At 67.7% G+C, this 24099-nt stretch carries 25 protein-coding genes; 20 read left to right on the plus strand and 5 right to left on the minus strand.

Going from position 1 to position 24099, the window contains the following annotated elements:
• Positions 1-42 precede the first annotated feature (42 nt).
• Positions 43-540, plus strand: coding sequence for an Lrp/AsnC ligand binding domain-containing protein (locus HCU76_RS24235; protein ID WP_218510813.1), 498 nt, complete (start codon positions 43-45; stop codon positions 538-540).
• A 24-nt stretch (positions 541-564) separates the two neighbouring features.
• On the opposite strand, the gene HCU76_RS24240 is transcribed toward HCU76_RS24235, so the two are convergent.
• Entirely contained in the window at positions 565-1512 is a 948-nt protein-coding gene (locus HCU76_RS24240) for a LysR family transcriptional regulator (protein ID WP_371319894.1), read from the minus strand.
• Positions 1513-1620: 108 nt separating this feature from the next.
• On the opposite strand from HCU76_RS24240, the gene HCU76_RS24245 reads away from it, so the two are divergent.
• The 4 genes from HCU76_RS24245 (at position 1621) to HCU76_RS24260 (ending at position 7182) form a co-directional block, all read left to right on the plus strand.
• Positions 1621-2436 carry a sugar phosphate isomerase/epimerase gene (locus tag HCU76_RS24245; protein ID WP_218510814.1) on the plus strand — a complete coding sequence of 272 codons (816 nt, stop codon included), beginning with the start codon at positions 1621-1623 and terminating at the stop codon, positions 2434-2436.
• Positions 2437-2447: 11 nt separating this feature from the next.
• Positions 2448-4163: an FAD-dependent oxidoreductase gene (locus tag HCU76_RS24250; protein ID WP_256354401.1), complete on the plus strand. Its 1716-nt coding sequence runs from the start codon at positions 2448-2450 to the stop codon at positions 4161-4163.
• 126 nt (positions 4164-4289) lie between these two features.
• On the plus strand, positions 4290-5501 hold the full coding sequence (locus HCU76_RS24255; protein ID WP_218510815.1) for a CoA transferase: 1212 nt from the start codon (positions 4290-4292) through the stop codon (positions 5499-5501).
• A 25-nt stretch (positions 5502-5526) separates the two neighbouring features.
• Complete coding sequence (locus HCU76_RS24260) at positions 5527-7182, plus strand: acyl-CoA dehydrogenase family protein (RefSeq protein WP_218510816.1); 1656 nt, start codon at positions 5527-5529, stop codon at positions 7180-7182.
• A gap of 78 nt (positions 7183-7260) precedes the next feature.
• On the opposite strand, the gene HCU76_RS24265 is transcribed toward HCU76_RS24260, so the two are convergent.
• From HCU76_RS24265 to HCU76_RS24275, 3 genes are read right to left on the minus strand one after another with little or no spacing between them, the layout of a single operon-like run.
• Entirely contained in the window at positions 7261-8280 is a 1020-nt protein-coding gene (locus HCU76_RS24265; protein ID WP_218510817.1) for a tripartite tricarboxylate transporter substrate binding protein, read from the minus strand.
• Between the two features lie 54 nt (positions 8281-8334).
• Positions 8335-9294, minus strand: coding sequence for a 2-hydroxyacid dehydrogenase (locus tag HCU76_RS24270; RefSeq protein WP_218510818.1), 960 nt, complete (start codon positions 9292-9294; stop codon positions 8335-8337).
• A gap of 10 nt (positions 9295-9304) precedes the next feature.
• Positions 9305-10501, minus strand: coding sequence for a mandelate racemase/muconate lactonizing enzyme family protein (locus HCU76_RS24275; protein ID WP_218510819.1), 1197 nt, complete (start codon positions 10499-10501; stop codon positions 9305-9307).
• A gap of 126 nt (positions 10502-10627) precedes the next feature.
• Here HCU76_RS24275 and HCU76_RS24280 point away from each other — a divergent pair, with 126 nt between their 5' ends.
• From HCU76_RS24280 to HCU76_RS24305, 6 genes are all read left to right on the plus strand, one after another.
• Complete coding sequence (locus tag HCU76_RS24280; RefSeq protein WP_218510820.1) at positions 10628-11359, plus strand: FadR/GntR family transcriptional regulator; 732 nt, start codon at positions 10628-10630, stop codon at positions 11357-11359.
• 91 nt (positions 11360-11450) lie between these two features.
• Entirely contained in the window at positions 11451-12056 is a 606-nt protein-coding gene (locus HCU76_RS24285) for a class I SAM-dependent methyltransferase (RefSeq protein ID WP_218510821.1), read from the plus strand.
• Positions 12057-12186: 130 nt separating this feature from the next.
• Entirely contained in the window at positions 12187-13263 is a 1077-nt protein-coding gene (locus HCU76_RS24290) for an MBL fold metallo-hydrolase (protein ID WP_218510822.1), read from the plus strand.
• Positions 13264-13305: 42 nt separating this feature from the next.
• On the plus strand, positions 13306-13902 hold the full coding sequence (locus tag HCU76_RS24295; protein ID WP_218510823.1) for an RNA polymerase sigma factor: 597 nt from the start codon (positions 13306-13308) through the stop codon (positions 13900-13902).
• A gap of 240 nt (positions 13903-14142) precedes the next feature.
• Complete coding sequence (locus HCU76_RS24300) at positions 14143-14760, plus strand: anti-sigma factor (protein WP_213955885.1); 618 nt, start codon at positions 14143-14145, stop codon at positions 14758-14760.
• A gap of 5 nt (positions 14761-14765) precedes the next feature.
• Positions 14766-15608, plus strand: coding sequence for a caspase family protein (locus HCU76_RS24305; protein WP_213955886.1), 843 nt, complete (start codon positions 14766-14768; stop codon positions 15606-15608).
• A 50-nt stretch (positions 15609-15658) separates the two neighbouring features.
• On the opposite strand, the gene HCU76_RS24310 is transcribed toward HCU76_RS24305, so the two are convergent.
• Positions 15659-16618: an alpha/beta fold hydrolase gene (locus HCU76_RS24310; protein ID WP_218510824.1), complete on the minus strand. Its 960-nt coding sequence runs from the start codon at positions 16616-16618 to the stop codon at positions 15659-15661.
• A gap of 144 nt (positions 16619-16762) precedes the next feature.
• Between HCU76_RS24310 and HCU76_RS24315 the strand changes: the two genes are divergently transcribed.
• From HCU76_RS24315 to HCU76_RS24355, 9 genes are all read left to right on the plus strand, one after another.
• The gene (locus tag HCU76_RS24315; protein WP_213955888.1) at positions 16763-17335 is read left to right on the plus strand and encodes a hypothetical protein; all 573 of its coding nucleotides are present in this window, start codon (positions 16763-16765) and stop codon (positions 17333-17335) included.
• A 208-nt stretch (positions 17336-17543) separates the two neighbouring features.
• Entirely contained in the window at positions 17544-18116 is a 573-nt protein-coding gene (locus HCU76_RS24320) for a hypothetical protein (RefSeq protein WP_213955889.1), read from the plus strand.
• Between the two features lie 75 nt (positions 18117-18191).
• Positions 18192-18545 (plus strand): hypothetical protein, encoded by a 354-nt coding sequence (locus HCU76_RS24325; protein ID WP_213955890.1) that lies wholly within the window; start codon positions 18192-18194, stop codon positions 18543-18545.
• 30 nt (positions 18546-18575) lie between these two features.
• Positions 18576-20159 (plus strand): DUF4384 domain-containing protein, encoded by a 1584-nt coding sequence (locus HCU76_RS24330; RefSeq protein WP_218510825.1) that lies wholly within the window; start codon positions 18576-18578, stop codon positions 20157-20159.
• Positions 20143-20577: a hypothetical protein gene (locus tag HCU76_RS24335; RefSeq protein ID WP_213955892.1), complete on the plus strand. Its 435-nt coding sequence runs from the start codon at positions 20143-20145 to the stop codon at positions 20575-20577. Before HCU76_RS24330 ends, HCU76_RS24335 begins: the two co-directional genes overlap by 17 nt.
• Before the next feature lie 104 nt (positions 20578-20681).
• Positions 20682-21416, plus strand: a complete 735-nt coding sequence (locus HCU76_RS24340; RefSeq protein WP_218510826.1) for a head GIN domain-containing protein — start codon at positions 20682-20684, stop codon at positions 21414-21416.
• A 62-nt stretch (positions 21417-21478) separates the two neighbouring features.
• Positions 21479-22219 carry an OmpA family protein gene (locus tag HCU76_RS24345; protein ID WP_218510827.1) on the plus strand — a complete coding sequence of 247 codons (741 nt, stop codon included), beginning with the start codon at positions 21479-21481 and terminating at the stop codon, positions 22217-22219.
• Positions 22220-22361: 142 nt separating this feature from the next.
• The gene (tssJ, locus tag HCU76_RS24350) at positions 22362-23576 is read left to right on the plus strand and encodes a type VI secretion system lipoprotein TssJ (protein ID WP_213955895.1); all 1215 of its coding nucleotides are present in this window, start codon (positions 22362-22364) and stop codon (positions 23574-23576) included.
• A partial coding sequence (locus tag HCU76_RS24355) for a DotU family type IV/VI secretion system protein (RefSeq protein ID WP_218510828.1) occupies positions 23573-24099 on the plus strand: 527 nt, incomplete at its 3' end. The genes tssJ and HCU76_RS24355, both read left to right, overlap by 4 nt.

The raw sequence follows: 24099 nt of genomic DNA on the forward strand, positions 1-24099 counted from the left end.
ATGCCGCCCTTCCCGATGCATATTTGTTCGAATATCAAGCTTATGGCAGAACAAAACACTAGTGCAAGCGACCGAATCCCTGAACTCGACCGGCTGGACCTGAGGATTCTCAAATTCCTCCAGGAGGATGGCCGGATGTCGAACCTCAAGCTGGCGGACGCCGTGGGTCTGTCGCCAACGGCGGTGCTGGCCCGGGTGCAACGCCTCACGCGGGACAACTACATCCTGGGCTACGAGGCGCGCCTCAACCCGTTGAAGCTTGGCGCGGGAATGCTGGTCTTCGTCGAGGTGCTGCTGGATCGGACCACGCCGAACGTCTTCGACGCGTTCAAGGCCGCCGTCCAGGTGCAGCCAGCCATCATGGAATGCCACATGGTCGCGGGTGGCTTCGACTACCTGCTCAAGACCCGCAGCGCCGACATGAGCGACTACCGGCAGTTCGCCGGCTCCGTGCTGTGGCAGTTGCCCGGCGTTCGCGAGACCCGGACCTACGCCGTGATGGAGGAGGTGAAGAACTCCACCCACCTGCACCTGATGTGAGGGAATCGAAGGCGCCCGATCCACTCACGCGCCGAATCCCGCCGTGCCCGAAAGCTCACGCTTGAGCGCGAAAGGCCCCTTCCCGTTCAGTTGCTCCTGAAGGAACTGGACACACACGCGCACCTTGGCCGAATGGCTCAGCCGCACCGAACTTGCGGCCCAGATGTCGGCGGGCTGCCACCACTGCGGCAAGACCGGCACCAGTCGCCCCGCGCTGATGTCGTCATGCAGATCCCACTGCGCCTGCAGCAGGATGCCGTGCCCGTCATTGCCCCATCCCCGGACGATCTCCGAATTGTTGGATGACAGCCGTCCCGTGACCTTGACCTTCTCCGTGCCTGTTGGACCCGTCAGGCGCCACACCCCGAAGGCCTGGTTGCGATCCCGCAGCACCAGGCAATCGTGCTGGCTCAACTCGGCGACCTTTTCAGGGGCGCCCCGGCGCGCCACGTAGGTGGGCGCGGCGCACAGCAAGCGCACGCTGGTGGCGATCTTGTGCGCGACGAGGTGAGGCTCGTCCACTTCCCCGACTCTCACGTCCAGGTCGATGTTCTCCCCGACCAGGTCGACGCGGCGATCCACGGCGTCCAGCGTGATGTCGAGCGCCGGATAGCGCCTGGCCAGCAAGGACAGCGCCGGTCCAATGTGCATGCGCCCCAACCGGGCGCTGGTCGTCACGCGCAGCAGGCCGCGCGGGTCGAGCTTGCCGCCGGCAACGGTTTCGCCCATGTGGTCCACGTCCTGGAAGATCTGCTGGGCTGATGCGTAGACCCGCTCGCCGTCCTCCGTGACCGTGACGCGCCGCGCGGCGCGATGGAACAGCGTCACGCCCAGCGCCTTTTCCAGGATCGCGATGCGCTTGCTCACGTAGGCCGGCGAGGTGCCCAGCTCGGTGGCGGTCGCCGCAAAGCTGGCCTTGCGTGCCGCCAGGCAAAAGACGCGCAGGTCGTCCAACTGGAATTTGAGGTTCACGATGCGTGAATCGTGCCACCACATCTGGCGCGTTGTTCGCAAACGGTGTTTTCCTTAAATTCACCGGGCCGCACGCCGATGCACCCAGTACCAGGAGACAAGCAACAGATGACCCGCCCCATTTCCCTCGCCGCCCTCACCGTCCTCGAGCTCACGCCACCCGAGATGGTGACCTGCGCCGCCGACGCGGGCTACAGCCATGTCGGCATCCGCCTGCTGCCTGCCACGCCGACCGAGCCGCAGTACGACATCGTGGGCGACACGCCCCTGCTGCGCGAAGTCGAGGCCCGCTTGGCCGACACCGGTATCAAGGTGCTCGACGTGGAGATCTTTCGCATCAAGCCCGATGTGCCCGTCGCCCAGTACGAGGCCGCGATCGCCACCGCCGCGCGGCTTGGCGCGAGCGAGCTGCTGGTCGCGGGCAACGACCCGGACGACGCCCGGCAGGTCGCGTCGTTCGCCGCCTTCTGCGAGTTGGCCGACAGCTATGGCCTGGGCGCCGTGCTCGAGTTCATGCCGTGGACCGAAGCCAGGGACCTGGCGCAGGCGGCACGCATCGTCGAACGCTGCGGCAGCAGGAACGCCGGCGTGCTGATCGATGCCTTCCACTTCAGCCGCTCGCGCAGCCGCATCGAGGACATCGCATCGGTGCCACCTTCGCGGCTGCGCTACCTGCAGCTCTGCGACGCGCCGGCCGCGATACCGGCGAGCATGGAAGAAATCCTCGACCAGGCCCGCGCCGAGCGCCTGTTCCCCGGCGACGGCGGCATCGACCTGGTCGGCCTGCTGCGCGCCGTGCCGCGCGACATTCCGCTGAGCCTCGAAATCCCGATGCACACCCTGGCGCGCACGGTCGGCGCGACCGAACGCGCACGCCGCGCACTGGCCGCGACAAGACGCGTGCTGGCCCAGCTCGACGCGTGAGCGGGACGGACATGAGCTCCCCTGCCACCCTGCCCCGCAGCAGCATCGACTGCGACCTGCTCGTCGTCGGCTCCGGCGCCGCGGGCCTCGCCGCCGCGGTGACCGCAGCCTTCCACGGCCTGAAGGTCGTGGTCGTGGAAAAGGCGCCCGTGCTGGGCGGCGCCACCGCCTGGTCGGGCGGATGGATGTGGGCCCCGGGCAATCCGCTGGCGAAGCGCGCCGGCATCCATGAAGACCCGCAGCAGCCACGCACCTATCTCAAGAACGAACTCGGTGACCGCTACGACGCCGCGCGTGTCGATGCCTTCCTCGACAACGCGCCCCGGATGGTCGCGTTCTTCGAAGAGAACACCGCGCTGCAGTTCGCCGATGGCAATGCGATCCCGGATGTGCACGGCAAGGTGGCCGGCGCCGGCACGGAGGGCCACCAGGTCATCGCCGCGCCCTACGATGCCCGCGAGCTGGGTGCGCTGAACAAGCGGCTGCGCAAGACGATGCGGGAAACGTCCTTCCTCGGTATGCCGATCATGGCGGGCGCGGACCTCGGCGCGTTCCTCAGCATGACGCGCTCGCCGAAGTCCTTCATCCACGTGACGAAGCGCTTCCTTCGGCACCTGCGGGATCTCGCGCTTCATGGCCGTGCGATGCACTTGGTGAATGGCGTTGCGCTCATCGGGCGGCTGGCGAAGTCTGCCGACGACCTGAAGGTGCAGATGATCGAATCCGCGCCTGCCAGGCGACTGCTGCTGGAGAACGGCGTGGTGCGCGGCGCCGTGGTGGGGACGTCCATCGGCGAGGTTGAGATCCGTGCTGCCAGGGGCGTGGTCCTTGCGGCGGGCGGCTTTCCGAACGACATCGCGCGGCGCAAGGCGTTGTTCCCCCGCACCCCGACCGGCAACGAGCATCTCGCGCTGCCACCCGACAGTTGCTCGGGCGACGGCATCACCCTGGGCGAATCGGCGGGCGGCTTCCTCGACACCAGCGTGGCATCGCCGGCCGCATGGGCGCCCGTCTCGCGGGTGCCGCACCCGGACGGCAGCATTGGTCACTTCCCGCACATCATCGAACGCGGCAAACCTGGGTTGATCGGCGTGCTGTCGAACGGCGCCCGCTTCGTCAACGAAGCCGACGGCTACTACGACTATGTCGCGGCGATGGTGGCGCAGGCGCCGCAGGGTGAGGAAGTGCATTCATGGCTCATCTGCGACCACCGCTTCCAGCGTCTCTACGGGCTGGGCTACGCGCGGCCCTTTCCCGTTCCCGTGGGGCGCTTCGTGCGCAATGGCTACCTCCGACGCGGCGCGACCATCGCGGAACTCGCCAGGGCGTGCGGCATTCCACCAGCGGCGCTGGCCGCAACGGTCCAGCGCTTCAACGACAACGCCCGCCAGGGCACGGACCCGGACTTCGGGCGCGGCTCCACCCCCTACAACCGCAAGATGGGCGACCCCTTGCACGAGGGCCCCAACCCGTGCGTCGCGCCGATCGAGCAAGGCCCCTTCTATGCCGTGAAAGTGCTCCCGGGCAGCTTCGGAACCTTTGCCGGACTGAAGACGAACGAGCATGCGCAAGTCACGCGCGCCAGCGGCCAGCCGATCGCCGGTCTCTACGCGGTTGGCACGGACATGGCGAGCGTGATGGGCGGCTTCTACCCTTCGGGCGGCATCAACCTTGGGCCTGCGATGACCTTCGGCTTTATCGCGGGTCGCCACGCGGCTGGCGCATGAGCAACCGGCCCATCACGGACATCGGGGTGCAACCATGGGCCAGTCGCGTCGCACGCGGCTGTGTCCCCGCAGCCCTCTCCGATCGCGCGGCATGCCAAACTGCGGCGCCAGGAGGAGACCTCGCCCGTGTACCCATTGCTGACAGGCCTGCGCATCGTCGAATGCGCCTCGTTCATCGCCGCGCCTTCGTGCGCGCTGCACCTTCGCCAGATGGGCGCCGAGGTGATCCGCATCGACCCGATCGGCGGCGGTCCGGATTTCCATCGCTGGCCACTGTCGGAGGGCGGCCACAGCTACTACTGGGAAGGACTCAACAAGGGCAAGAAGTCGATCGCCGTCGACCTGTCCCGCGCTGAAGGCCGCCAGATCGTCGCGGACCTCGTCACGGCGCCCGGCGCAGACGCCGGCATCCTGGTGACCAACTTTCCGAAGGACGGCTTTCTTGCGCATCAACGCCTGTGCGCGTTGCGCCCCGACCTCATCACGGTGCGCGTGACGGGATGGGGCAACGGCGACTCGGGGCTGGACTACACCATCAACGCGGCCCTGGGCATCCCGTTGATGACCGGCGGCGCGGACAACGGCGAGCGTCCGGTCAATCACGTGCTGCCGGCCTGGGACCTGTTGACCGGCGCCTATGCCGCCTTCGTGACGCTGGCCGCGGAACGCGACCGCTTGCGCACCGGCCGCGGCCAGGAAGTGACCGTGCCGCTGTCCGACGTCGCGCTGGCCGCGTTGGGCAACATGGGCCAGATCGCCGAGGTGCTTGCGGGCGGCGACCGTCCGCGTCACGGCAATGCGCTGTTCGGCGCCTTCGGCCGCGACTTCGTGACCTCGGACGGCGAGCGCGTGATGGTGGCCGCGATCACGCGCCGCCAATGGACCGGCCTGCTCGCCGCGTTGCAGCTCGAGCAGGCGGTTGCCCGGCTCGAGTCCGCACTTGGCGTGTCGTTCGAGAAGGACGAGGGCCTGCGCTTCGTGCACCGCGATGCGTTGTTCCCGCTAGTCGAACAGGCCATCGGCGCCCTGCCCCTCGCGTCGCTGCGCACACGCTTCGATGGCGCGGGCGTTTGCTGGAGCCCCTACATGACACTGAGCCGCGCGTTGCGGGAAGACCCCAGGTTGTCGCTGGCATCGTCGATGTTCAGCGAGCTGGACCATCCGAGCGGGCAACGCTACCCCGCGCCCGGCGCAGCCGCCACGCTGTCACGCGCCGTGCGCGAGCCCGGCGTGCGCGCGCCACGCCTGGGCGAGCACACCGACGCCGTGCTGGCCGACGTGCTCTCGCTGTCTCCATCCCGCATCGGCGAATTGCATGACGCCAAGCTGGTGGCCTGACCTCAACAAATCAGAGACCCGAACCATGAACGCCATCGCCAACGCGTCACCGCTTGTCGCGCAATTCCAGGAGGTTGCAGACGCAGCGCGGCAGTACGGCAACGAAGCGCAACGCGCCGCCGAACGCATCTTCTGCCGCGACGGCCAGACCGACGCCACTGTCCTGCACCGGGAGCAACGCGCGCTCCATGGATTCGCATGGAGCGCGACCCTCGTCGAAGCCGTGGTGCGCTCCGCGCAATGGGGCTTGCGGCTGGCCGACGAGGCGCGCCTCGGCCCGCTCGATGCGCAGGTGCTGGCGGTCGGCCTGGCCGAGTACCTGGCGCAGTTGTCCAGCGGCATCCCGATGGGCCAGAACGAGATCTTCCGTCCGCAGGAACTCGGCCTGCATGACGCAGCAGCGCGGCTCATGGCGGACGCCTCGGTGCGCGAGATGCAGGCACGCGGTGGAACGCCTGCAGCCCGCGCGGCGCTGGTCGATGCGCTGCGCAGTGGCGAGCAGCTCGGCGAATCGGCGCTGGATGAGGAGCTGGACATGATCCGCGACCAGTTCCGCCGCTTCACCGAACAGGAAATCACGCCCCATGCCCACCGCTGGCACCTGGCCGACGAACTGATTCCCGATGCGCTGGTCGCCAGGCTGGCTGAACTGGGCGTGTTCGGCATCTGCATCCCGACCGAATACGGCGGCATGGGCCTCGGCAAGCGGGCGATGTGCATCGTCACGGAGGAACTCAGCCGCGGCTGGATCGCAGCCGGCTCGCTCGGCACGCGCTCGGAGATCGCGGGCGACCTGATCGCATCGGCTGGAACGCCGGAACAAAAGGTACGCTGGCTGCCGGCAATCGCATCCGGCGCTGTGCTGCCGACAGCGGTGTTCACCGAGCCGGACAGCGGCTCGGACCTGGCCTCGCTGCGCACGCGTGCGACGCCGCAACCCGGCGGGGGCTGGCGCATCGACGGCAACAAGACCTGGATCACGCATGCGGCACGCAGCGACCTCATGACGCTGCTCGCGCGCTCGGAGCCGGGCGTCGAAGGACATGCGGGCCTGTCGATGTTCCTGGCGGCGAAGCCGCGCGGCGCGGATGCCCTGCCCTTTCCCGCCGAAGGGATGAGCGGCGGCGAAATCCCGGTGCTGGGCTATCGCGGCATGAAGGAATACGAGATCGCCTTCGACGGCTTCGAGGTGGCCGCCGATGGCGTGCTGGGTGGCGAGCGCGGCCAGGGCTTCCGGCAACTGATGCAGACCTTCGAGGGCGCGCGCATCCAGACGGCCGCGCGTGCCGTCGGCGTGGCCTGGCGCGCCTTCGACCTGGCCTGGCGCTATGCCAATGACAGGCGGCAGTTCGGTCGCCCGCTGGTCGAATTCCCGCGCGTCTCGGACAAGCTGGCCATGATGGTGGCGGAGACGGTGCTTGCGCGCCACCTGACCTCGTTTGCCGCCATGGAGAAGGAGCAGGGCCATCGCTGCGACATCCAGGCCGGCATGGCCAAGCTCTTGGCGGCGCGGGTCGCATGGGTCAATGCGGATGCCGGCTTGCAGATCCACGGCGGCAACGGCTATGCGCTCGAGTTCGAGATGAGTCGGGTGCTCTGCGACGCGCGCATCCTCAACATCTTCGAGGGTGCGGCAGAGATCCAGGCGCAGGTGATCGGGCGGGGGCTGCTGGCGAGATAAGGCCAGGCCGCACCTGGCTGGTCAAGCCGTTCGGACTGGCCGCGCTGTTGCGCGCGGTCGGTGCCGGAGCGTCGCGCCCTACTCCGCCTTGATGTTGTTGTCCTTGACCACCTTGCCCCAGCGCTGGGTCTCGGTCTTCATCCATTCGGCGATCTGCTGGCGGGTCATGCTTGTCGGCTCGGAGCCGAGTTCCAGCAGGCGCTTGTTGAATTCGGGGCGCGCCACGATCTTCTGCACCGCGTCCTGCAGCTTGTCGAGCACGGCCGGCGGCGTGTTGGCGGGCGCCAGCAGCCCCTGCCAGGAGCCCGTGACGAAGTTGGGAATCTGCGAGGCCACGGTCGGCACGCCAGGCGTGGCCGCGAAGGGCTTGGCGCTGGTGACCGCAATGGCCTTGACCTTGCCGCCCTGCACGAGCTGGTTGGTGGCGATCACGCTCGCCATGGCGCTGTCGATCTGGCCGCCCGCGAGGTCGGCCAGCGCCTGCGAGCCGCCCTTGTAGCCGATGATGTTGAACTCGAAGCCACGATCCTGCGCCAGCAGGATGCCCGCGAGCTGGCTGATGGAGGCCAGCGGGGTGCCGAAGCTCACGGGCTTGCCGCTCTTCTTGGCATAGGCGGCCAGCTCATCGATGTTCTTCACCGGAAGATCCTTCTTGACCACCAGCAGGTGCGGCGAAAAGGCCGGCATCGCGATGGGCGCCAGGTCCTTCATCGGGTTGTAGGGCAGTTGCGGAAGCACGCTCGGGCCGATGGTCAGCACGCTCATGTCGAGCAGCAGCAGGCTGTAGCCATCCGGCGCGGACTTGGCCACGGAGGCCGCGCCGATCTGGCCGTTGGCACCGGCCTTGTTCTCCACGATGACCGGCTGCTTGAACATCTCGCTCAACTCCTTGCCCAGCAGGCGCGCCAGCACGTCGGAGGTTCCGCCCGCCGGATTCGGCACCGTGATGTGGATCAGCTTGCTGGGGTAGCTCGCGGCGTCCTCCGCCGCAAGCGACGGCAGGGATGCGCCCGCCAGCATCGCCGCGGCCGCCATGCCGAGCAGTGCGCGCCTGGCCAGCGGGCGCGGAAACGGGGTGTTCGAGGTCTGGGCTTTCATGGGTATCTCCGTGGATGTGTGGACGGGAAGGCAGCGAGCGCCGGAAGGAGGTGTTCAGGCTGCGGGATGGATCACGTTGAGCAGCGGCTGCCCTTGCTGCAGGCGTTCGATGTTCCCGGCCATGAAGCGGTAGCGCCGATCGAGCAGCGCCGGCGTGATGGCCGAGATGTGGGGCGTGGCGCGCACGTTGGGCAGCTCGTGCAGCGGCCAGCGCGACGGGTCGACCGGCGGCTGCCCCTTCTTCGGGTATTGGTACCAGACGTCGAGCACCGCCCGGCCGAGCCGGTGGTCGCGCAGGGCTTCATACAGCGCCTGTTCGTCCACCACTTCCGCGCGGGCCACATTGACGAGCAGGGCTCGTGCCGGCAGCAGCGCGAGCTGGCGCGCACCGATCAGGCCACGGGTGCTGTCGTCCAGCGGGCAGCAGATCACCAGCACATGGACGCGTGGCAGCACCTCGTCTAGCGCCGACACGGCAACGTATTCATGGGCCAGTTCCGCGGAACCGTGCCTGCCGCTGCGCGTCACCGCGATCACGTGCATGCCGCAGGCGCGCGCGCGCCGCGCGATCTCCTGTCCGATGTGGCCGAAGCCCAGGATCGCGACCGTCTTGCCATCGGCCTCGTCGTGCTGTGCACGATGGGCATACGACTGCGCCCAGGCCTCCGCGTCCAGGCGCGCCGGGTACTGCCAGAGTTGCAGGAAGTGCTCCAGGATGGCGTGCAGGGCGAACTCGGCAATCGGCACCTCGTGGCCGTGCACGTTGCACACCGTGGTGCCCGATGGCAACGTGGCCACGGCGACCTGCTCCGACCCGGCCCCCGGCACGTGCACCAGGCGGCAGCGCAGGCGCGCGGCCTCGTCGGCGCTGATGCTGTTGGCGATGACGACGTCCGCCTGGATCGCGCCGGATGCGGGGAAGGCTTGCAACGCTTCGACCTCGTGCCCGGGGCCGAGAAGCTCGCGCAACCGGGGTGCGTTCGGCGCATGGAGCCCGACGATCTGGATGTGCATGGATAGCCCCCTAGCGGCTTTCCCGGACGATGAGGTCCGGCCGCTGCCTGAAGCTGTCCTGCAACCGGCTTCCGATGCCGGGCGCGACGGGCGGCTGCGCCATGCCCTCGCGGATCACCGGCAGCTCGGTCACGATGTCGCGGTACCAGGTGGCGAGCGTGGCGCGCACCACTTCCTGGTAGATGGCGGTCGGCGCATGCAGTGCCATGTGCAGCCCCGCCATCAGCGTGATGGGACCGGTGCAGTCGTGCGGGGCGAGCGGCCGGTTGTAGGCCTGGGCCAGGCCGGCGATCTTGCGCCCCTCGGTGAAGCCGCCGCACCAGGCCAGGTCCAGCATCACCACGTCGAGCGCATCGGCGGCCAGCAGGTCGCGATAGGGACGCAGGCCGCCCAGCGTCTCGCTGCCGCAGATCGGCACGCGCGTGCGGCGCCGCAGGTCGGCCAAGCCGGCGGCGTCGTCCATCTTGCACAGCGGGTCCTCGACCCAGAACACGTTGTATTCCTCCAGCGCCTGGCAGATGCGCAGGGCCGAATGCCCGCCGAACAGGCTGTGCAGCTCGCACATGACCTCGATGCGATTGCCGACCGCCTCGCGGATCTGGCGGAACGGCTGCAGGCCCTTCTCCAGGTCGGGCAGGCTGATGAGGTGGCCGCCGCTGGCAGGCGCGTAGATGTCGAAGGGCCAGATCTTCATGGCCTTGTAGCCTTCGTCGAGCAGGCTCTTCGCAAGGCCGCCGGCGTCGCGCATGAAGGCCACCTGGTCGTCATAGGGCCCCTGGGCCTGGTCGTCCGCACCGATGTCGCGACGCTTGCCGGCCGTGTTGAAGCTGTAGCCCGCGCAGGTGTTGTAGACCGGCACGCTCAGACGTGCACCGCCGCCGAGCGCCTCGTAGACGGGCACGCCCTGGCGCTGGCCCGCCAGGTCCCACAGCGCGATGTCGACCGCGCTGGCCGACCGCACCTCGACGCCGGAACTGTTGTAGCCGACGTAAGGCGTGAGCAGGTGCCGCGAGATGCCTTCGATCTGCCGCGCATCGCGCCCCAGCAGCCACGGTGCAAGCTCCTCATGCAGGCAGGTCTCCACCGACGCGGCGCCGCGAAAGGTTTCTCCCAGTCCGACGAGGCCGTCGCTCGTTTCCAGTTCGAGCCAGATCAGGCTGGGCCGGTCCGGCAGGCGGTAGGTGCGGAGGGATCGGATGGTTGACATTATTTACAGCTTTTTATATCTTTGGGGTGGAAGCGATGGCTTTCGAGGTCTGAAAAGGATTGTCCTTACGGGCCATTGGCGCGTCAATGCGACAAGACTTGTGTTTTCCCTGTCAATTGCTGTCATATGAATACATCCCAACCTGGCGAACTCGGTTCCCCCTCCACGGCAAGCGGCGCGGCCCGCCTGCTGGGCGACAAGGTCTACGAAGACCTGATGCAGCTGCTCGGCACGCCGGGCTTCGAGCCGCGGGCACGCCTGCCCGGCGAGACGGCCTTGTCGCAGCGGCTGGGGGTGTCGCGTCCGGTGCTGCGCCAGGCGCTGGCGCGGCTTCGCGACGAGGGGCGCGTCTACGTGCGCAAGGGCTCGGGCACTTTCGTCACCGATGCGCTGCCGCAGGCCAAACCCATCTCGCTCAGCACGCTGGAAAACATCGCCGACATCCGCGCTTTCCTGGAATTCCGATGCTTCATGGAAGGCGAGGCCGCGGCGCGCGCGGCGCTGGCGCGCACCACCGACCAGATGCACCATGTGCGCCTGTGCCGCGAGCGCTTCGAGCAGGCCCTTGCCGTCGGCAGCGATGCGGTCGAGGAAGACATCGCATTCCACGACGCCGTGGCGCAGGCCTGCGGCAATCGCTTCTTCGGCATGACGATGAATGCATTGGCGCCCCAGACGCGCTTCAGCATCGGGCTCTCGCGCAGCCTGGCCGGTCGGCCGCAGGGTGAGCGTCGGGCCGGCGTGTGCCAGGAGCACATGGCCGTGGAACTGGCCATCGAGCGCCAGGACGCGGCGGCCGCGCGGCAGGCGATGGAGGCGCACCTGAGAGGCGGCATCTCCCGCCTCTTCGGCCAGTAGGAGGGTGAATCGAGGACTCTTGCGCCAGATCGGAAGGCCGCACAATCCAGGACCGATCAAGCCTCGTCGCTTTCTAAAAGGACCCCGACCCATGGAATCCGTCAGCGCCGCCGCCTTCGACGCGTCCTACTACCAGCGCTATTACTTCGACAAGAAGACCAAGGTGGCGGATCCGCAGCACGTGGAGCGGCTGGGGGCCTTCGTGTGCGCCTACCTGAAGTACCTGCGCGTGCCGCTGCGCCGGGTGCTGGACGTGGGTTGCGGTGTCGGGCTCTGGCGCGACATCGTGGCGCGGCATTTCCCGCAGGCCAGTTTTCACGGCGTCGAGTTCAGCGAGTACCTGTGCGAACGCTTCGGGTGGGAGCGCGGATCGGTGGTCGACTACCAGGCCAGGAAGCCGTTCGACTTTGTCATCTGCCAGGGCGTGCTGGCCTACCTGAACCCGGTGGACCTGAAACGCGCCTTGCGCAACCTCGGCACCCTGAGCAAGGGCGCCCTCTACCTGGAGGTCGTGGCGCGCGAGGACTACGAGCGCGACATCGTGGACGAGGACCTGACCGATCCGCACCTTTTTCGCCACCGTGCCGAGGTCTACCGCAACGGCCTCTCCCGGCAGTTCAGGGAACTAGGCGGCGGCCTGTGGCTGAGCCGGCGCTCGGACGTGCCGCTGTTCTCGCTGGAGAGCGCGGCCGAGTGACCTGTAGCCTGTAGTCGCCGATTCGCCAGTGCCTGCCGGTGAATGGCGGACGGCGGGGTCGTCGAGCTGCCGGTCGCCCAGGCGAACCCCGCCGAAGTCAAAATGGGAAGCGCAAGCGCCGACCCCGGCGATGACATCCCAGGACGCCCACACCCCCATGCAGACCGACGAAAAACCCCTCCTGAAATACCCTTTCAAGTCGGCGCCCGCGCGCGGCACCCTGCTCGAAGTGGCGCCGGGTGTGCACTGGATTCGCATGCCGCTGCCCTTCAAGCTCGACCACATCAACCTCTGGGCGCTCGACGACGGTGACGATTGGGCGCTGGTGGACACGGGCATGCGCGACGACGAGACCGCCAGCGTCTGGCGCGAGTTGTTCGCCAACTATCCGAAGCACCGTGCGCTCAAGAGGATCTTCGTCACCCATATGCATCCGGACCATGTCGGCATGGCCGGCTGGCTCACGCGCAAGCTGGGAACACGCCTCTGGATGACTCGCCTGGAATACCTCACATGCCGGGTGATGGCATCCGACAGCGGGCGAGAGGCGCCGCCCGAGGCCCTGGCTTTCTATCGCGAGGCGGGCTGGAGCGAGCACGCCATCGAGTCCTATCGCGCGCGCTTCGGCAGGTTCGGAAACCAGATTCACAAGCTGCCCGACGCATTCGAGCGCCTGAGCGACGGCATGGAACTGCGCATCAACGGCAATACCTGGCGCGTGGTCACCGGCAACGGCCATTCACCGGAACACGCGTGCCTTTATTGCCCGGCGCTCAAGGTCTTCATCTCGGGCGACCAGGTGCTTCCCCGCATCTCGTCCAACGTGTCCGTCATTCCGACCGAACCCGACGCCAACCCGATGGCCGACTGGTATGCCTCGCTCGCCAAGCTGCGTCGGGAGGTGCCCGATGACGTGCTGGTGCTGCCCGCGCACAACGAGTGCTTCTACGGCCTGCATGCCCGCCTGGACTACCTGAAGTCCTCGCAGGACCGCGCCCTGGACAGGCTGGAGGCCGCGCTCGCCACGCCCCAGCGCGTGGTGGATGTGTTCACCGCCCTGTTCGGACGGCCGATCGACGAATCGCAGATGGCCGTGTTCGGCATGGCAACGGGCGAAGGCATCGCCTGCCTCAATTACCTCGTGCACGCCGGCCGCGCGGTCAAGACGATCGACGACAACGGTTGTGCGTGGTACCGCAGGACATAAACGTTATATTTCGTCAACGCCACCGCACCGCCCACCGCCCGAATGGACAACGACGAGGTCAACCAGCTGCTCGTTCGCATCGGTCGCGAAGACCAGGCGGCGTTTCGCCAGCTGTACAAGGCGTTCAGCCGCAAGGTGTACGCCTATGTCCTCAACATGCTGAACGACCACGCCCGCGCAGAGGAAGTACTGGCGGACGCGTTTTACGAAGTCTGGCGCCATCCCGATCGCTTTCGCGGCGATTCGCAGTTTTCGACCTGGGTCATCGGCATCGCGCGCCGGAAGGCATTGATGGTCTACCGTGCGCGCCGGCCCGACGAAGTGCATGGCGACCTCGACGACATCGCCGAAACCACCGCCTCCGAGACACCTGACGGCTACGCCGAGTTGGCCGAAAAGCAAAGGCGTGACGGCGTGCAGCATTGCATGGGCAAGCTGTCGGACGAGCATCGCGAATGCCTGCACCTCGTTTTCTACGAGGGCATGAGCCTGGCGGAAGTGGCAGACGTGCAGAACTGCCCCGAGGGCACGGTCAAGACCCGCCTTTTCCACGCCCGCCAGAAAATCAAGAATTGCCTGCAGGCCTTGCTGCGCAGCGAAGGCGGGGCGCCGGGCGGCAAGGGTGCGCTCGCATCCTGAAAATAAATTGAACCCTTCGACCGACTCCCGCAACCCAGGGGCGACACGGGCATATCCCGTGCAGGTAGATCGGTATCTCGATGCGGTCGGTCTCGCGCGCTATATTGCGCCGACACTCCGCCGTCAGGGGTGCCGATCGGGTCAGTCACACGCCCGCAAGGGCCGAAGAATTCTGGTGGTCACCATGGTCGAGATCCTTTCATCGTTGCGGCGCCCGAGCGGCGCCACCGGAGCGCAGTCATGAACGAACGCTTCGAAGAACTGCTCCCCTGGTATGCCAACGGCACGCTGGGCGCCGAAGACCGGGCCTGGGTCGATGCCTACCTTGAACAACATCCCGAGGCCCGCAGCGAACTGGAGTGGTACCACTCGCTGCAGGCCAAAGTGCAGGAAAACGCGCCTGCGGTGCCGGCAACGATCGGCCTGGCGCGCACCATGCGCCTGATCCAGGGCGACCGGCCGACCATTGCGGAGCGCATCGGCGCCTTCTTCGGCAATTTCGGCATGCGCCCGAGCTATGCGCTGGCCGCGCTGGCGGTCGTGGCGGTGCAAGGCGGCGTGATCGTCAGCCTGCTGGGCGACGCCCGCGACAGCGCCGACGAGATCCGCGCGCTGCACTCGATCCGCGTCGAGGAAGGCCCGATGCTCAAGATCAGCTTCACGCCCGACGCCAAGGAGGCGGACATCCGGATGCTGCTGGTGCAGGTGGGCGGCGAACTGGCTGGCGGCCCTGGACAGCTTGGCGACTATTACCTGCGCGTGCCGGCCGGCAGCGAAGCCGCGGCGCTCGCCAAGGCGAAGGCCGCCCCGATCGTGCAGGAGGCTGCACTGGCCCCGGGCGTGCCGCCCAAGGAGTAGCCGCGATGGCCACCCTGCCGACCCGTCGTCTGCTGCTTCGCGGCGCCCTGGGTGCCGCAGCCCTGCCCTTCTTCGCTCGCGCCATGGCTGCGGCGCCCAATGCCAGCGATGCCGGTTCGCGCATCGCGCTGGTGATCGGCAACGGCACCTACAAGGCCGCACCGCTCAAGAACCCGCCCGGCGACGCCAGCGCCGTCGCGGGCGCGCTGCGTGGCCTCGGCTATGACGTGACGTTGCGCCAGAACACGCGGCTGCCGGAGCTGATCGAGTCGCTGCGCGAGTTCTCGATCCGCGCGCCGAAGGCATCGGTGCGCATGCTGTTCTACGCCGGCCACGGGGTGCAGGTGAAGGGCCGCAACTACCTGGTGCCGGTCGACGCCGATCCGAAGTCGGAAGACGAGATCCAGCAGCAAAGTGCCGATGTCGGTGAGTTCGTCGACCGGCTCAGCGCGATCCGCACGGGCACCAACATCGTGGTGCTCGATGCCTGCCGGGTGAACCCGTTTGCAGGCGGCGTCATCGTCGGCCCGGACGGACGGCGCCTGAAATTCCGCGGCGCGACGCCGGGCGGCCTGGCCACGCTCGATGCGCCCGTGGGCACGCTGGTGGCCTTCTCGACCGCACCCAACGGCGTCGCGCTCGACGGCGCCAACAGCGAACACAGCGTCTATGCGCGGCACCTGCTGGCCAACATGTCGACGCCGGGGCTGCAGATCGAGCAACTCTTCAAGCGGGTGCGCATCGGCGTGGCCGAGGACACCGGCCGCGTGCAGGTGCCGTGGGAGTCGTCGAGCCTGACGGCTGATTTCTGCTTCAAGTCGGATGACAAGGGGCGTTGCGGGATTTGAGTTGCCCGCACTGCCACGCCGTAGGCGCACGGTTTCGGAGGCTGCTTCATTCACGCGTGGTCGGCGATGAATCGCTCCAGCTCGCGCGCAAAGCGCTGCGGCTCGCTCACATGCGGCGAGTGGCCGGCGTGGGGGTAGATCGAGACCTGCGCATGCTTCACCGTGTCGCGATACCAGGCATCGAGCGGCACGCCCGCATAGTGCGGGCTGCGCGCCCCGAGCACGACGAGCAGCGGCGCGTCGAGCCGGGACATTGACGCGCGAAAGTCGGCTTGCGCCATCGATTCGGCGAGGTCGAGCAAGGGCCTGACATCGATGCGTCCCAGGCGGCGCCGCAGCATCCGTCCCAGCGCCGATTCCACTCCGAGCTGGCGCCGTAGCCAGGCGCCTCCGAACGCGCCGATTTCGTTCAACAGCGTCTCGGCCAGGTCCTGGCGCGCACCTGCGATCAGCCCCGAGAGCATCGCCGCGCTGCAGCCGCCAAAGAGCCCCAGGCGCCATTCGTCGTCCGTCACGATGCGCGGCGACTGGTCGACCAGCGCCACCGCGGCCACCCGCTGCGTGCCGTGCCCCTGCAGGTATTGCATCAGCGTCAGCGCGCCCATCGAATGCCCCACCAGCACCGAGCGTTGCAGGCCGAAGTGGTCGAGCATTTCGGCGAGGTCCATCGCCAATCGGGCCAATGTGATGCTGCCGAGCACGGGCCGGCAACCGCCATGGCCGCGTGCGTCCCATGCGAGCACGCAATGACGCCGGGCCAGCTGGCGAGCCACCGGCAGCCAGTCACGGTGCGAGCAGCCGACGCCATGCACCAGCACCAGCGGCGAACCCTTGCCCAGCACGCACACCGGAACGACCTGGCCGTCGCTGGCGGTGAAGGTGTCGTAGTCCTCCGCACCGGGCGCGCCGAAACCCATCAGTCCGAAGTTGCGCAGCGCGCGCCAGGTGCCACGCAAGCCCGTCAGGTGCGATGGGTGTGGAGGCGGGTCAGGCGGAGCGCTGTCGGGCATCGCGGGCGATGCTACCCCGGCGTTTCATTTGATTGAAATTTGTTTGAACCGATTCCAAACGCGCCGCAACCCATGAGCGGGAAGGCAAGCAATACCGCAAGCCCCACCGCAAATCCTGTCACTCATCAACCTCTGGAGTTCATCATGCAAATCGTTCGTAAAGCTTCCATCCTCGTGGCCCTCGGTTTCGCCTTCAGCGGCGCGATGGCGGGCGAAATCTCCGGCTCGACCGTGCTGTCGACCGGCTCGAGCAACGCCGCATCCGGCTTCCTGTCCTCGGCTGGACAGAACGTCGGCGTGGCCGAGCAAAACGGCAAGATCACCAACAGCACGGTGATCTCCAACGGCGCCAACAACAGCGCCTCGGGCTTCCTGTCGTCGGCCAACCAGAACGTCGGCCACGCCACGCAAAACGGCAAGATCGCCAACAGCACGGTCATCGGCACGAACCTGAACAACTCGGCTTCGGGCTTCCTCAGCTCGGCCACCCAGGAAGTGGGCTTCGCCAAGAACAACGGCCAAGTGACGAACTCGACCGTGATCGCCAACGGCGCCAACAACCGCGCCTCCGGCTTCCTGTCCTCGGCAACCCAGCAGATCGGTGGCGCGCAAGGCAACGGCAAGCTGACCAACTCGACGGTCATCGCGACGACGTCGAACAACTCGGCCTCCGGCTTCCTGTCCAGCGCAAGCCAAAGCGTGGGCGTTGCCAAGTAAGCACGCGCCGGTCACTCCGGCCCGCTCGACCACCAACCTGCCCGCCTGCGCATCCGCGCCGGCGGGTTTTTTTTCTTTCGAGGCAGCAGCTGCAAATTTCCTTGAACCGATTCCGCAGCAGCCGCAACCCATGAACGGGAAGGCAAGCAGTTCCGCAAGCCCCACCTTCAATCCCCTGTCATCACTCATCACCCTTCTGGAGATCATCATGCAAATCGTTCGCAAAGCTTCCATCCTCGTGGCCCTCGGTTTCGCCTTCAGTGGCGCGATGGCCGGTGAAATCGCCAACTCGACCGTGCTGTCGACCGGCTCGACCAATGCCGCCTCGGGCTTCCTGTCCAGCGCCACCCAGAACATCGGCGTGGCCGAGCAAAACGGCAAGATCACCAACAGCACGGTGATCTCGACCAACGCCAACAACAGCGCCTCCGGCTTCCTCTCGTCGGCCACGCAGAACGTCGGTCACGCCACGCAAAACGGCAAGATCACCAACAGCACGGTCATCGGCACGAACCTGACCAACTCGGCGTCGGGCTTCCTCAGCAGCGCCACCCAGGAAGTGGGCTTCGCCAAGAACAACGGCCAGGTCGTGAACTCGACGGTGATCGCCAACGGCGCCACCAACCGCGCCTCCGGCTTCCTGTCCTCGGCGACCCAGCAGATCGGTGGCGCGCAAGGCAACGGCAAGCTGACCAACTCGACCGTCATCGCCACCAACTCGACCAACTCGGCCTCCGGCTTCCTGTCCAGCGCGAACCAGAGCATCGGCGTCGCCAAGTAAGCCAGCTCCCTCGTCTTTCGTCCCCTCCCCGCCGGCGCCACCCGCGCCGGCGGCCTTCCCCCCAGGAGATCCAACATGAACGCCACCTTCGCACGCACCACCCGCATCGTCCTCGTCGCCGTCACGCTGGGCGCCTGCGCCAGTGCATTCGCCGGGGAAGAGCTGCTGGGTGTCGACTCGAACTTCCGCGCGCGGATCGCCAAGGAAAAGATCCGCGCGAGCGCACAAGAGCGCAGGCAAGACGAACAGCAGAAGAAGCTGGGCATCAACAACGACAACCAGGGCTTCGGCCAGAACCCGACCAGCACCTGCGGCAGCCAGAACATCGGCAATGTTGACACCGGCGGGCGCATTGGCGCACAACCGCGCGAGGTGTTCGTGTTCGCGCCCAACGCGATCAACCTCGTCGGCCGCGGCGGCTGCAACTGATCCCCAACCCTTCTGAACAACGGAGATGTCATGAACTCGCCCCTTTTCGTGCGCGTCCTCGCCCTTGCCGCCGTCGCGACCCTCGCAGGCTGCCAGACGCTCGAGGTCAAGAAGCCCACGGTCGAGCAGACCGCCGAGGTCCGCAAGGGCCCCGAGGACCGGCCGCAGCGCTCCATCACCGGCTTCTCCCATGCGCTGCGCTGCATGGACACGCTGCTGCTGGACTACGGCGTTCGTGACGTCACCATGCTGACCGAGGAAATCACCGACGAAACCAAGAAGCTGAACGCCGGAACGCGCGACATGCTGATCTCGTCGGTGTCCGACATGTCCCGCCGCAGCCGGGCGGTGCGCCTGGTCGCCTTCGGCAAGGACACGCTGAACGTGGTCAGCTTCCTCGCAACGGCACAGACCACGGCGGCCTACCAGGCGGTCCCGCAATACGACATCAAGGGTTCCGTCTCGCAGTTCGACGAGAACCTGATCAAGAACCAGAAGGACCTGGGCTTCGGCATCTCGCCCTTCCTCAACCTCGGCGTGGCGCGAGACGCGGCCTCCAGCATGCTGGCGCTCGACCTCAGCGTGCTGACGACCAGCGACATGGGCGTGCTGCCCGGTGTCACCTCGCGCAATTCGGTGGTGATCCTCAAGCAGGGCAGCGGCTTCGACGGCGATGCCGCGTATCACAAGTTCGGCATCAACTACAGCATGAACCTGGCCCGTTCCGAAGGCCAGTCGCAGGCGCTGCGCGGGCTGGTCGAACTGGCGGCGGTGGAACTCATCGGCAAGCTGACCAAGACGCCCTACTGGAGCTGCCTGGGCGTGACCGACCCGAAGGCGAACGACGAGACCAAGCTCGAGATGTTCGACTGGTATCACTCGATGGCCGCGACGCGCATCGAGCTGATCGCCTACTTCCAGAACCAGCTGCGCCGCCGTGGTTTCTACGACGGCCCGATCGACGGCCAATTCAATCCGGCCATCGACGAGGCAATCTCCAACTACCGCGCCGCGCTCGGACTCAGCCGCGAGGCACTGCTCAACGAGGAATTCTTCTACGCCTTCCTCGCGGCCGACCACACGAAGATCGAGCGACCCGCGCAACCGGCGCGCTACGTTGCGCCCGCCGCGGTTGCCGGAGGGCCAGGATCGCCAGCGGCCCCAACCCCGGCCCCCGCACCCAAGGCGGCGCCGCTGAAGCTGTCGGTGTCGGCCCCGAAGCAGCAGACACGCTTTGCCCGCGGCGAGACCATCAGCCTCGCACTGCAACCGTCGCAGGACGCGCATGTCTACTGCTACCTGCAGGACGAGGATGCCAAGGTCATCCGCTTCTTCCCGAACCGGTTCGCTCGTGATTCCCGGATCGCCGCGGCCCAGCCGCTGACCTTGCCGGGGGCGATGCGCTTCCAGCTCTCGATGAACACGAAGGGCGTGCCCGAGACCATCTCCTGCTTCGCCACCCAACAGGACGTGATGGCCTCGCTGCCCCAGCAGTTGGTCGGCACCGACTTCGAACCCTTGCCCGGCGCCTCGCTCCAAATGATCCGCGCCGCCTTCGAGAAAGCCAGCGGCGGCACCCTCGCCCAGGAGAACTTCCATGTACAAGCCAAGTGATTTCATCAACGGTCGGAAGCAGCACGGCGGTCTCGTGGCCGCACTGACCGGGGTTGCGGTGGTCGCCGCGGCAGGCATCGCCCTGCAATGGCATCCCGGCGCGACGGCAGGCATCGCGACCACCCGCGGCGACGACCTTGTCGTGACCCAGGTTCCGCCTGCCCCGCTCCCGCCGCCCCCTGCACCCGCGGCGCCGAGCCGCAAGGTTGCCGGCACCTACCAGCTGCGCTGCTGGCAGTACGGCCGCCTGCTGTTCGACGAAGGTCCGGTCACCCTGGGCGCCGAGGCACGGCAAGGCGCGAAGATGGTGGGGACGGATCGCAATGGCGGGGCCCTGTTCGTCACCGCCGACCTGGGCGGGACGACCTGCCTGGCGCGGCCCTCGCCCCCGCCCCCGAACCTCGCCATGCCCCGCTGAAGGAAGGTATGAATCTTTCTACCGCGGACGCCGACCTCGACGCCCTCGCTACGAAATCCTCACACCTTTGTTCGGGCATCGCCCACCTCGAAAGGAGCCGCACCATGAACCATCTTTCTCCCGCGTTCCCGGTGCGGCGCTTGCCGCGAGCCGTGGCCCTGGCGGCCGCCTGCATCACGGTGATCGCCGCCACCTTTTCCGGGCCGGCGAAGGCGGAAACCGAAAGCCGCAACGTCGCCGACTTCGACGAGGTGGTGTTCGCGGTGGCCGGCGAGGTCAGCATCGAACAGGGCGCGGGTGAATCGCTCTCCATCGAAGCCGAACCCAAGGTGCTGCGCAAGATCACGGCCGAGATCCACGACCGGCGCCTGGTCATCGGCCTGTCGCCCGGCAAGGTCGAGACGCAGCAACCGATCCGCATGAAGCTGAGCGTGCGCAACCTGCGCGCCTTCGAGTCGCGCACCACTGGCACGATCGGCATCGGCGCGCTGCGCGGCGACACGCTTTCGCTGGTGCTCGCGGGCGGCGGCTCGATCCGCGTCGACCGCCTGGAGAACGCGCGCAGCCTGGATGTGCGGATCTCGGGCTCAGGCGAGGTCACGATCGGCGGCGGCAAAGTGACGGCGCAGAAACTTTCCATCACCGGCAACGGCAGCTATTCGGCGCCGCGGCTCGCCAGCGAGCAGGCCGACGTCACCATCAGCGGCAACGGCGAAGTGCAGCTCGCCGCCAGCGCCACGCTGGCCGTGCGCATCAGCGGCATCGGCAATGTGCGCTACCACGGCGACCCGGCCGTGACACGTTCGGTCCAGGGCATCGGCTCGATCGAAAAAGATTGAACCGGCCAGGCGGCACGCGCAACCCATGGGTGTTGACGAAACCACCCCCCAAGGAGTCCGCAATGTTCCGCTACCTCAGCACCCTCACCCTCGCCCTTGCCGCCGCCGGCCTTCTGGTCGCTATCCCGGCGAAGGCCGAGAAGGTCATCGTCTACCGCGAGGGCCAGATCGTGAATCCGCAGGAAGTGGCGGACGTGCTGGGCAAGACCCGCTCCATCCGCCTGCTCGACGATGCGCCCGCAGCCCCGGCTTCGGCCCCGGCCGCAGCGTCAGCCCCAGCTTCCGCTTCCGCCTCGGCAAAGCCCACCCTCGTGGCCTCGGCCTCCAAGCCCAAGCCCTCGGCGCGTCCCGCCGCCCCCGCGGCGGCTGCGCGCCCCGAGCAAGCTGCACACTCCGAGCAAGCTGCACGCGCCGAACACGCCGCACGCCCCGCCGCCGTCGCGCATGAGGACCCCAGCTCCGAAGCCCCTGCGGCCCTTTCCCTGCCGGTGCAGTTCGGCTTCGGCTCCGCCGAGATCCTGCCGATCGCGCGCACCCAGCTCGACGCACTCGCCGAAGGCATCAAGCTGCTGGCTCCGGGCAGCATCATCATGATCGAGGGCCACACCGACGCCGCCGGCAGCCCGGCCTACAACCTGCAACTGTCGCGGGTCCGCGCCAACGCCGTGCGCGACTACCTGGTCAACCACCACGACATCGACGCCGCACGCCTGAAGACCGTCGGCTACGGCAAGGAACGCCCGATCGAGGGCTCCGACCCGAACGCCGCCGTGAACCGCCGCGTGCAATTCCGCGGCGCCTGAAAAGCCCGGCCGGGGCTGCCCCATGGCATAGACCATGGGGCCAGCCCGCTCCCCTTGTGCCACCGCGGTGCACAGCCCAGAATGGCACGCGATCTGTCAGGGAGTCCAGCCGGTCCGCAGCACACACTCCTCCCGCCGCACCATGAGTCGCCGTCGCCTGCTCGCCTGCCTTGGCCTCGGCCTGCTGCCCCTGGGATGGAGCGCCGCCTGCCCGGCGCAGGTCCAAGCCCCACCCAAGGCCAAGGTCGACGCTCCCGGACAACGCCGCGTCGCACTCGTGATCGGCAATGGGCGCTATCCCGAGATGCCGCTCAACAACCCCGAGCATGACGCCCGCCTGGTCGCGCAGACCTTGCGCAGCCTCGACTTCGAGGTGGGCGAGTACCTCAACCTCAATGCGCGCGACTTCAAGCGGGTGCTGCGGGAATTCGCGCGACGCATGGACGACGACCAGGTCGCTTCGGTCTTCTACTACGCCGGCCATGGCGTGCAGATCGGCGGGCGCAACTTCCTGCTGCCGGTGGACATCGCGCTGCGCGACGAGGCCGAGGTGCGCGACGAGGCGATCGACATGCAGGAGGCGCTGCTGTCGCATGTCGAGCGGGTGCGCCCGCGCGCCCGCATCTTCATCATCGACGCCTGCCGCAACGACCCCTTCGCGACCCGCGGGCGCGGTCCGCGCAATACCAACGGCCTGGCCGAGATGGCGGCGCCGGGGGCGCTCATCGCCTTTTCCGCGGCGCCGGGCCGCGTCGCTGAGGACGGCCCGATCGGCGGCAACAGCGTCTACACGCGCCACCTCGCCACCGAGCTGCGCACGCCGGGCGTGGATGTCGAGGAAATGATGAAGGCGGTGCGCATCAAGGTGCTGCGCGACACGGCGGAGCGCCAGATCCCGTGGGTCAACACCTCGATGGTGGTGAACTTCATGTTCAACCCGGCGCCGGCGCCGGCATCGGCCGGGCCCCGGCGCAATCTCCAGTTGCTGGTGCAGGCGCAGCGCAGCCTCAACACCGATGACCGCAATGCGTCGGCGTCGCTGGCGCTGCGGATCTATGTGCTGCGCGACGCGGGCAGTTTCGAGAAGGCCAGCTTCGACAGCCTCTACGACGACGACGAGGCCACGCTGGGCTCGAACGTGCTGGTGCGCGAGAAGCTGTACCTGCGCCCCGGTGAAGCACGCGAACTGGCCCTCGAGATCGCCGGTGATGCGCGTGCCGTCGCCGTGTTCGGCGCATTCAGGCAGATCGAGCAATCGCGATGGCGAGCGATCCTGCCCTTGCCGGCCGGCACGCTGGCGCCGCGCGCACGCATCGACGCGCAGGCGCGCCAGCTGCAACTGGAGTGGGCCCGGTGAGCCGATCCGGCGCCGCGCTCGCGTCGCCGGCTGACGGCGCGGCGAATGGGGTCGATGAGGTCGATGCCGTCGATGAGCCGGCCACCGTGCGTGCGCTGCGCGTCGAGGCCCTTCCGCTCGTCGCATTGATCGCACGCCTGCGCGATGGGACGCCTGCCGACACCGCCGAGCTGCGCCGCACGCTGTCCGCGGCGGTGGCCGGCTTCGAGGCCGATGCGCGCGTCGCGGGCGTCGACGAGCCCAGCGTCGCGGCCGCGAGCTACGTGCTCTGCGCCTGGGGCGACGAGCAATTTGCCGCTGCCCCGTGGGGAACGGGCGGCGCCGGATTGCTGCAGCGTTTTCATGGCGATGCCAGCGGCGGCGACAAGCTGTTGCGCCTGCTGTCGCGCCTCGCCGAGAAGCCGCAAGAGCACCGCGCCTTGCTCGAGCTGTTCCACACCTGCCTGAGCCTGGGCCTGCGCGCACGCATCGGCCCCGACAACCGCGACCACGAAACCCTGCGCGCCCGCGTGCAACTGGCGCT

It is taken from the genome of Variovorax sp. dw_308, from assembly GCF_019207085.1.
In the GTDB taxonomy this organism is placed as follows: Bacteria; Pseudomonadota; Gammaproteobacteria; order Burkholderiales; family Burkholderiaceae_C; genus Variovorax.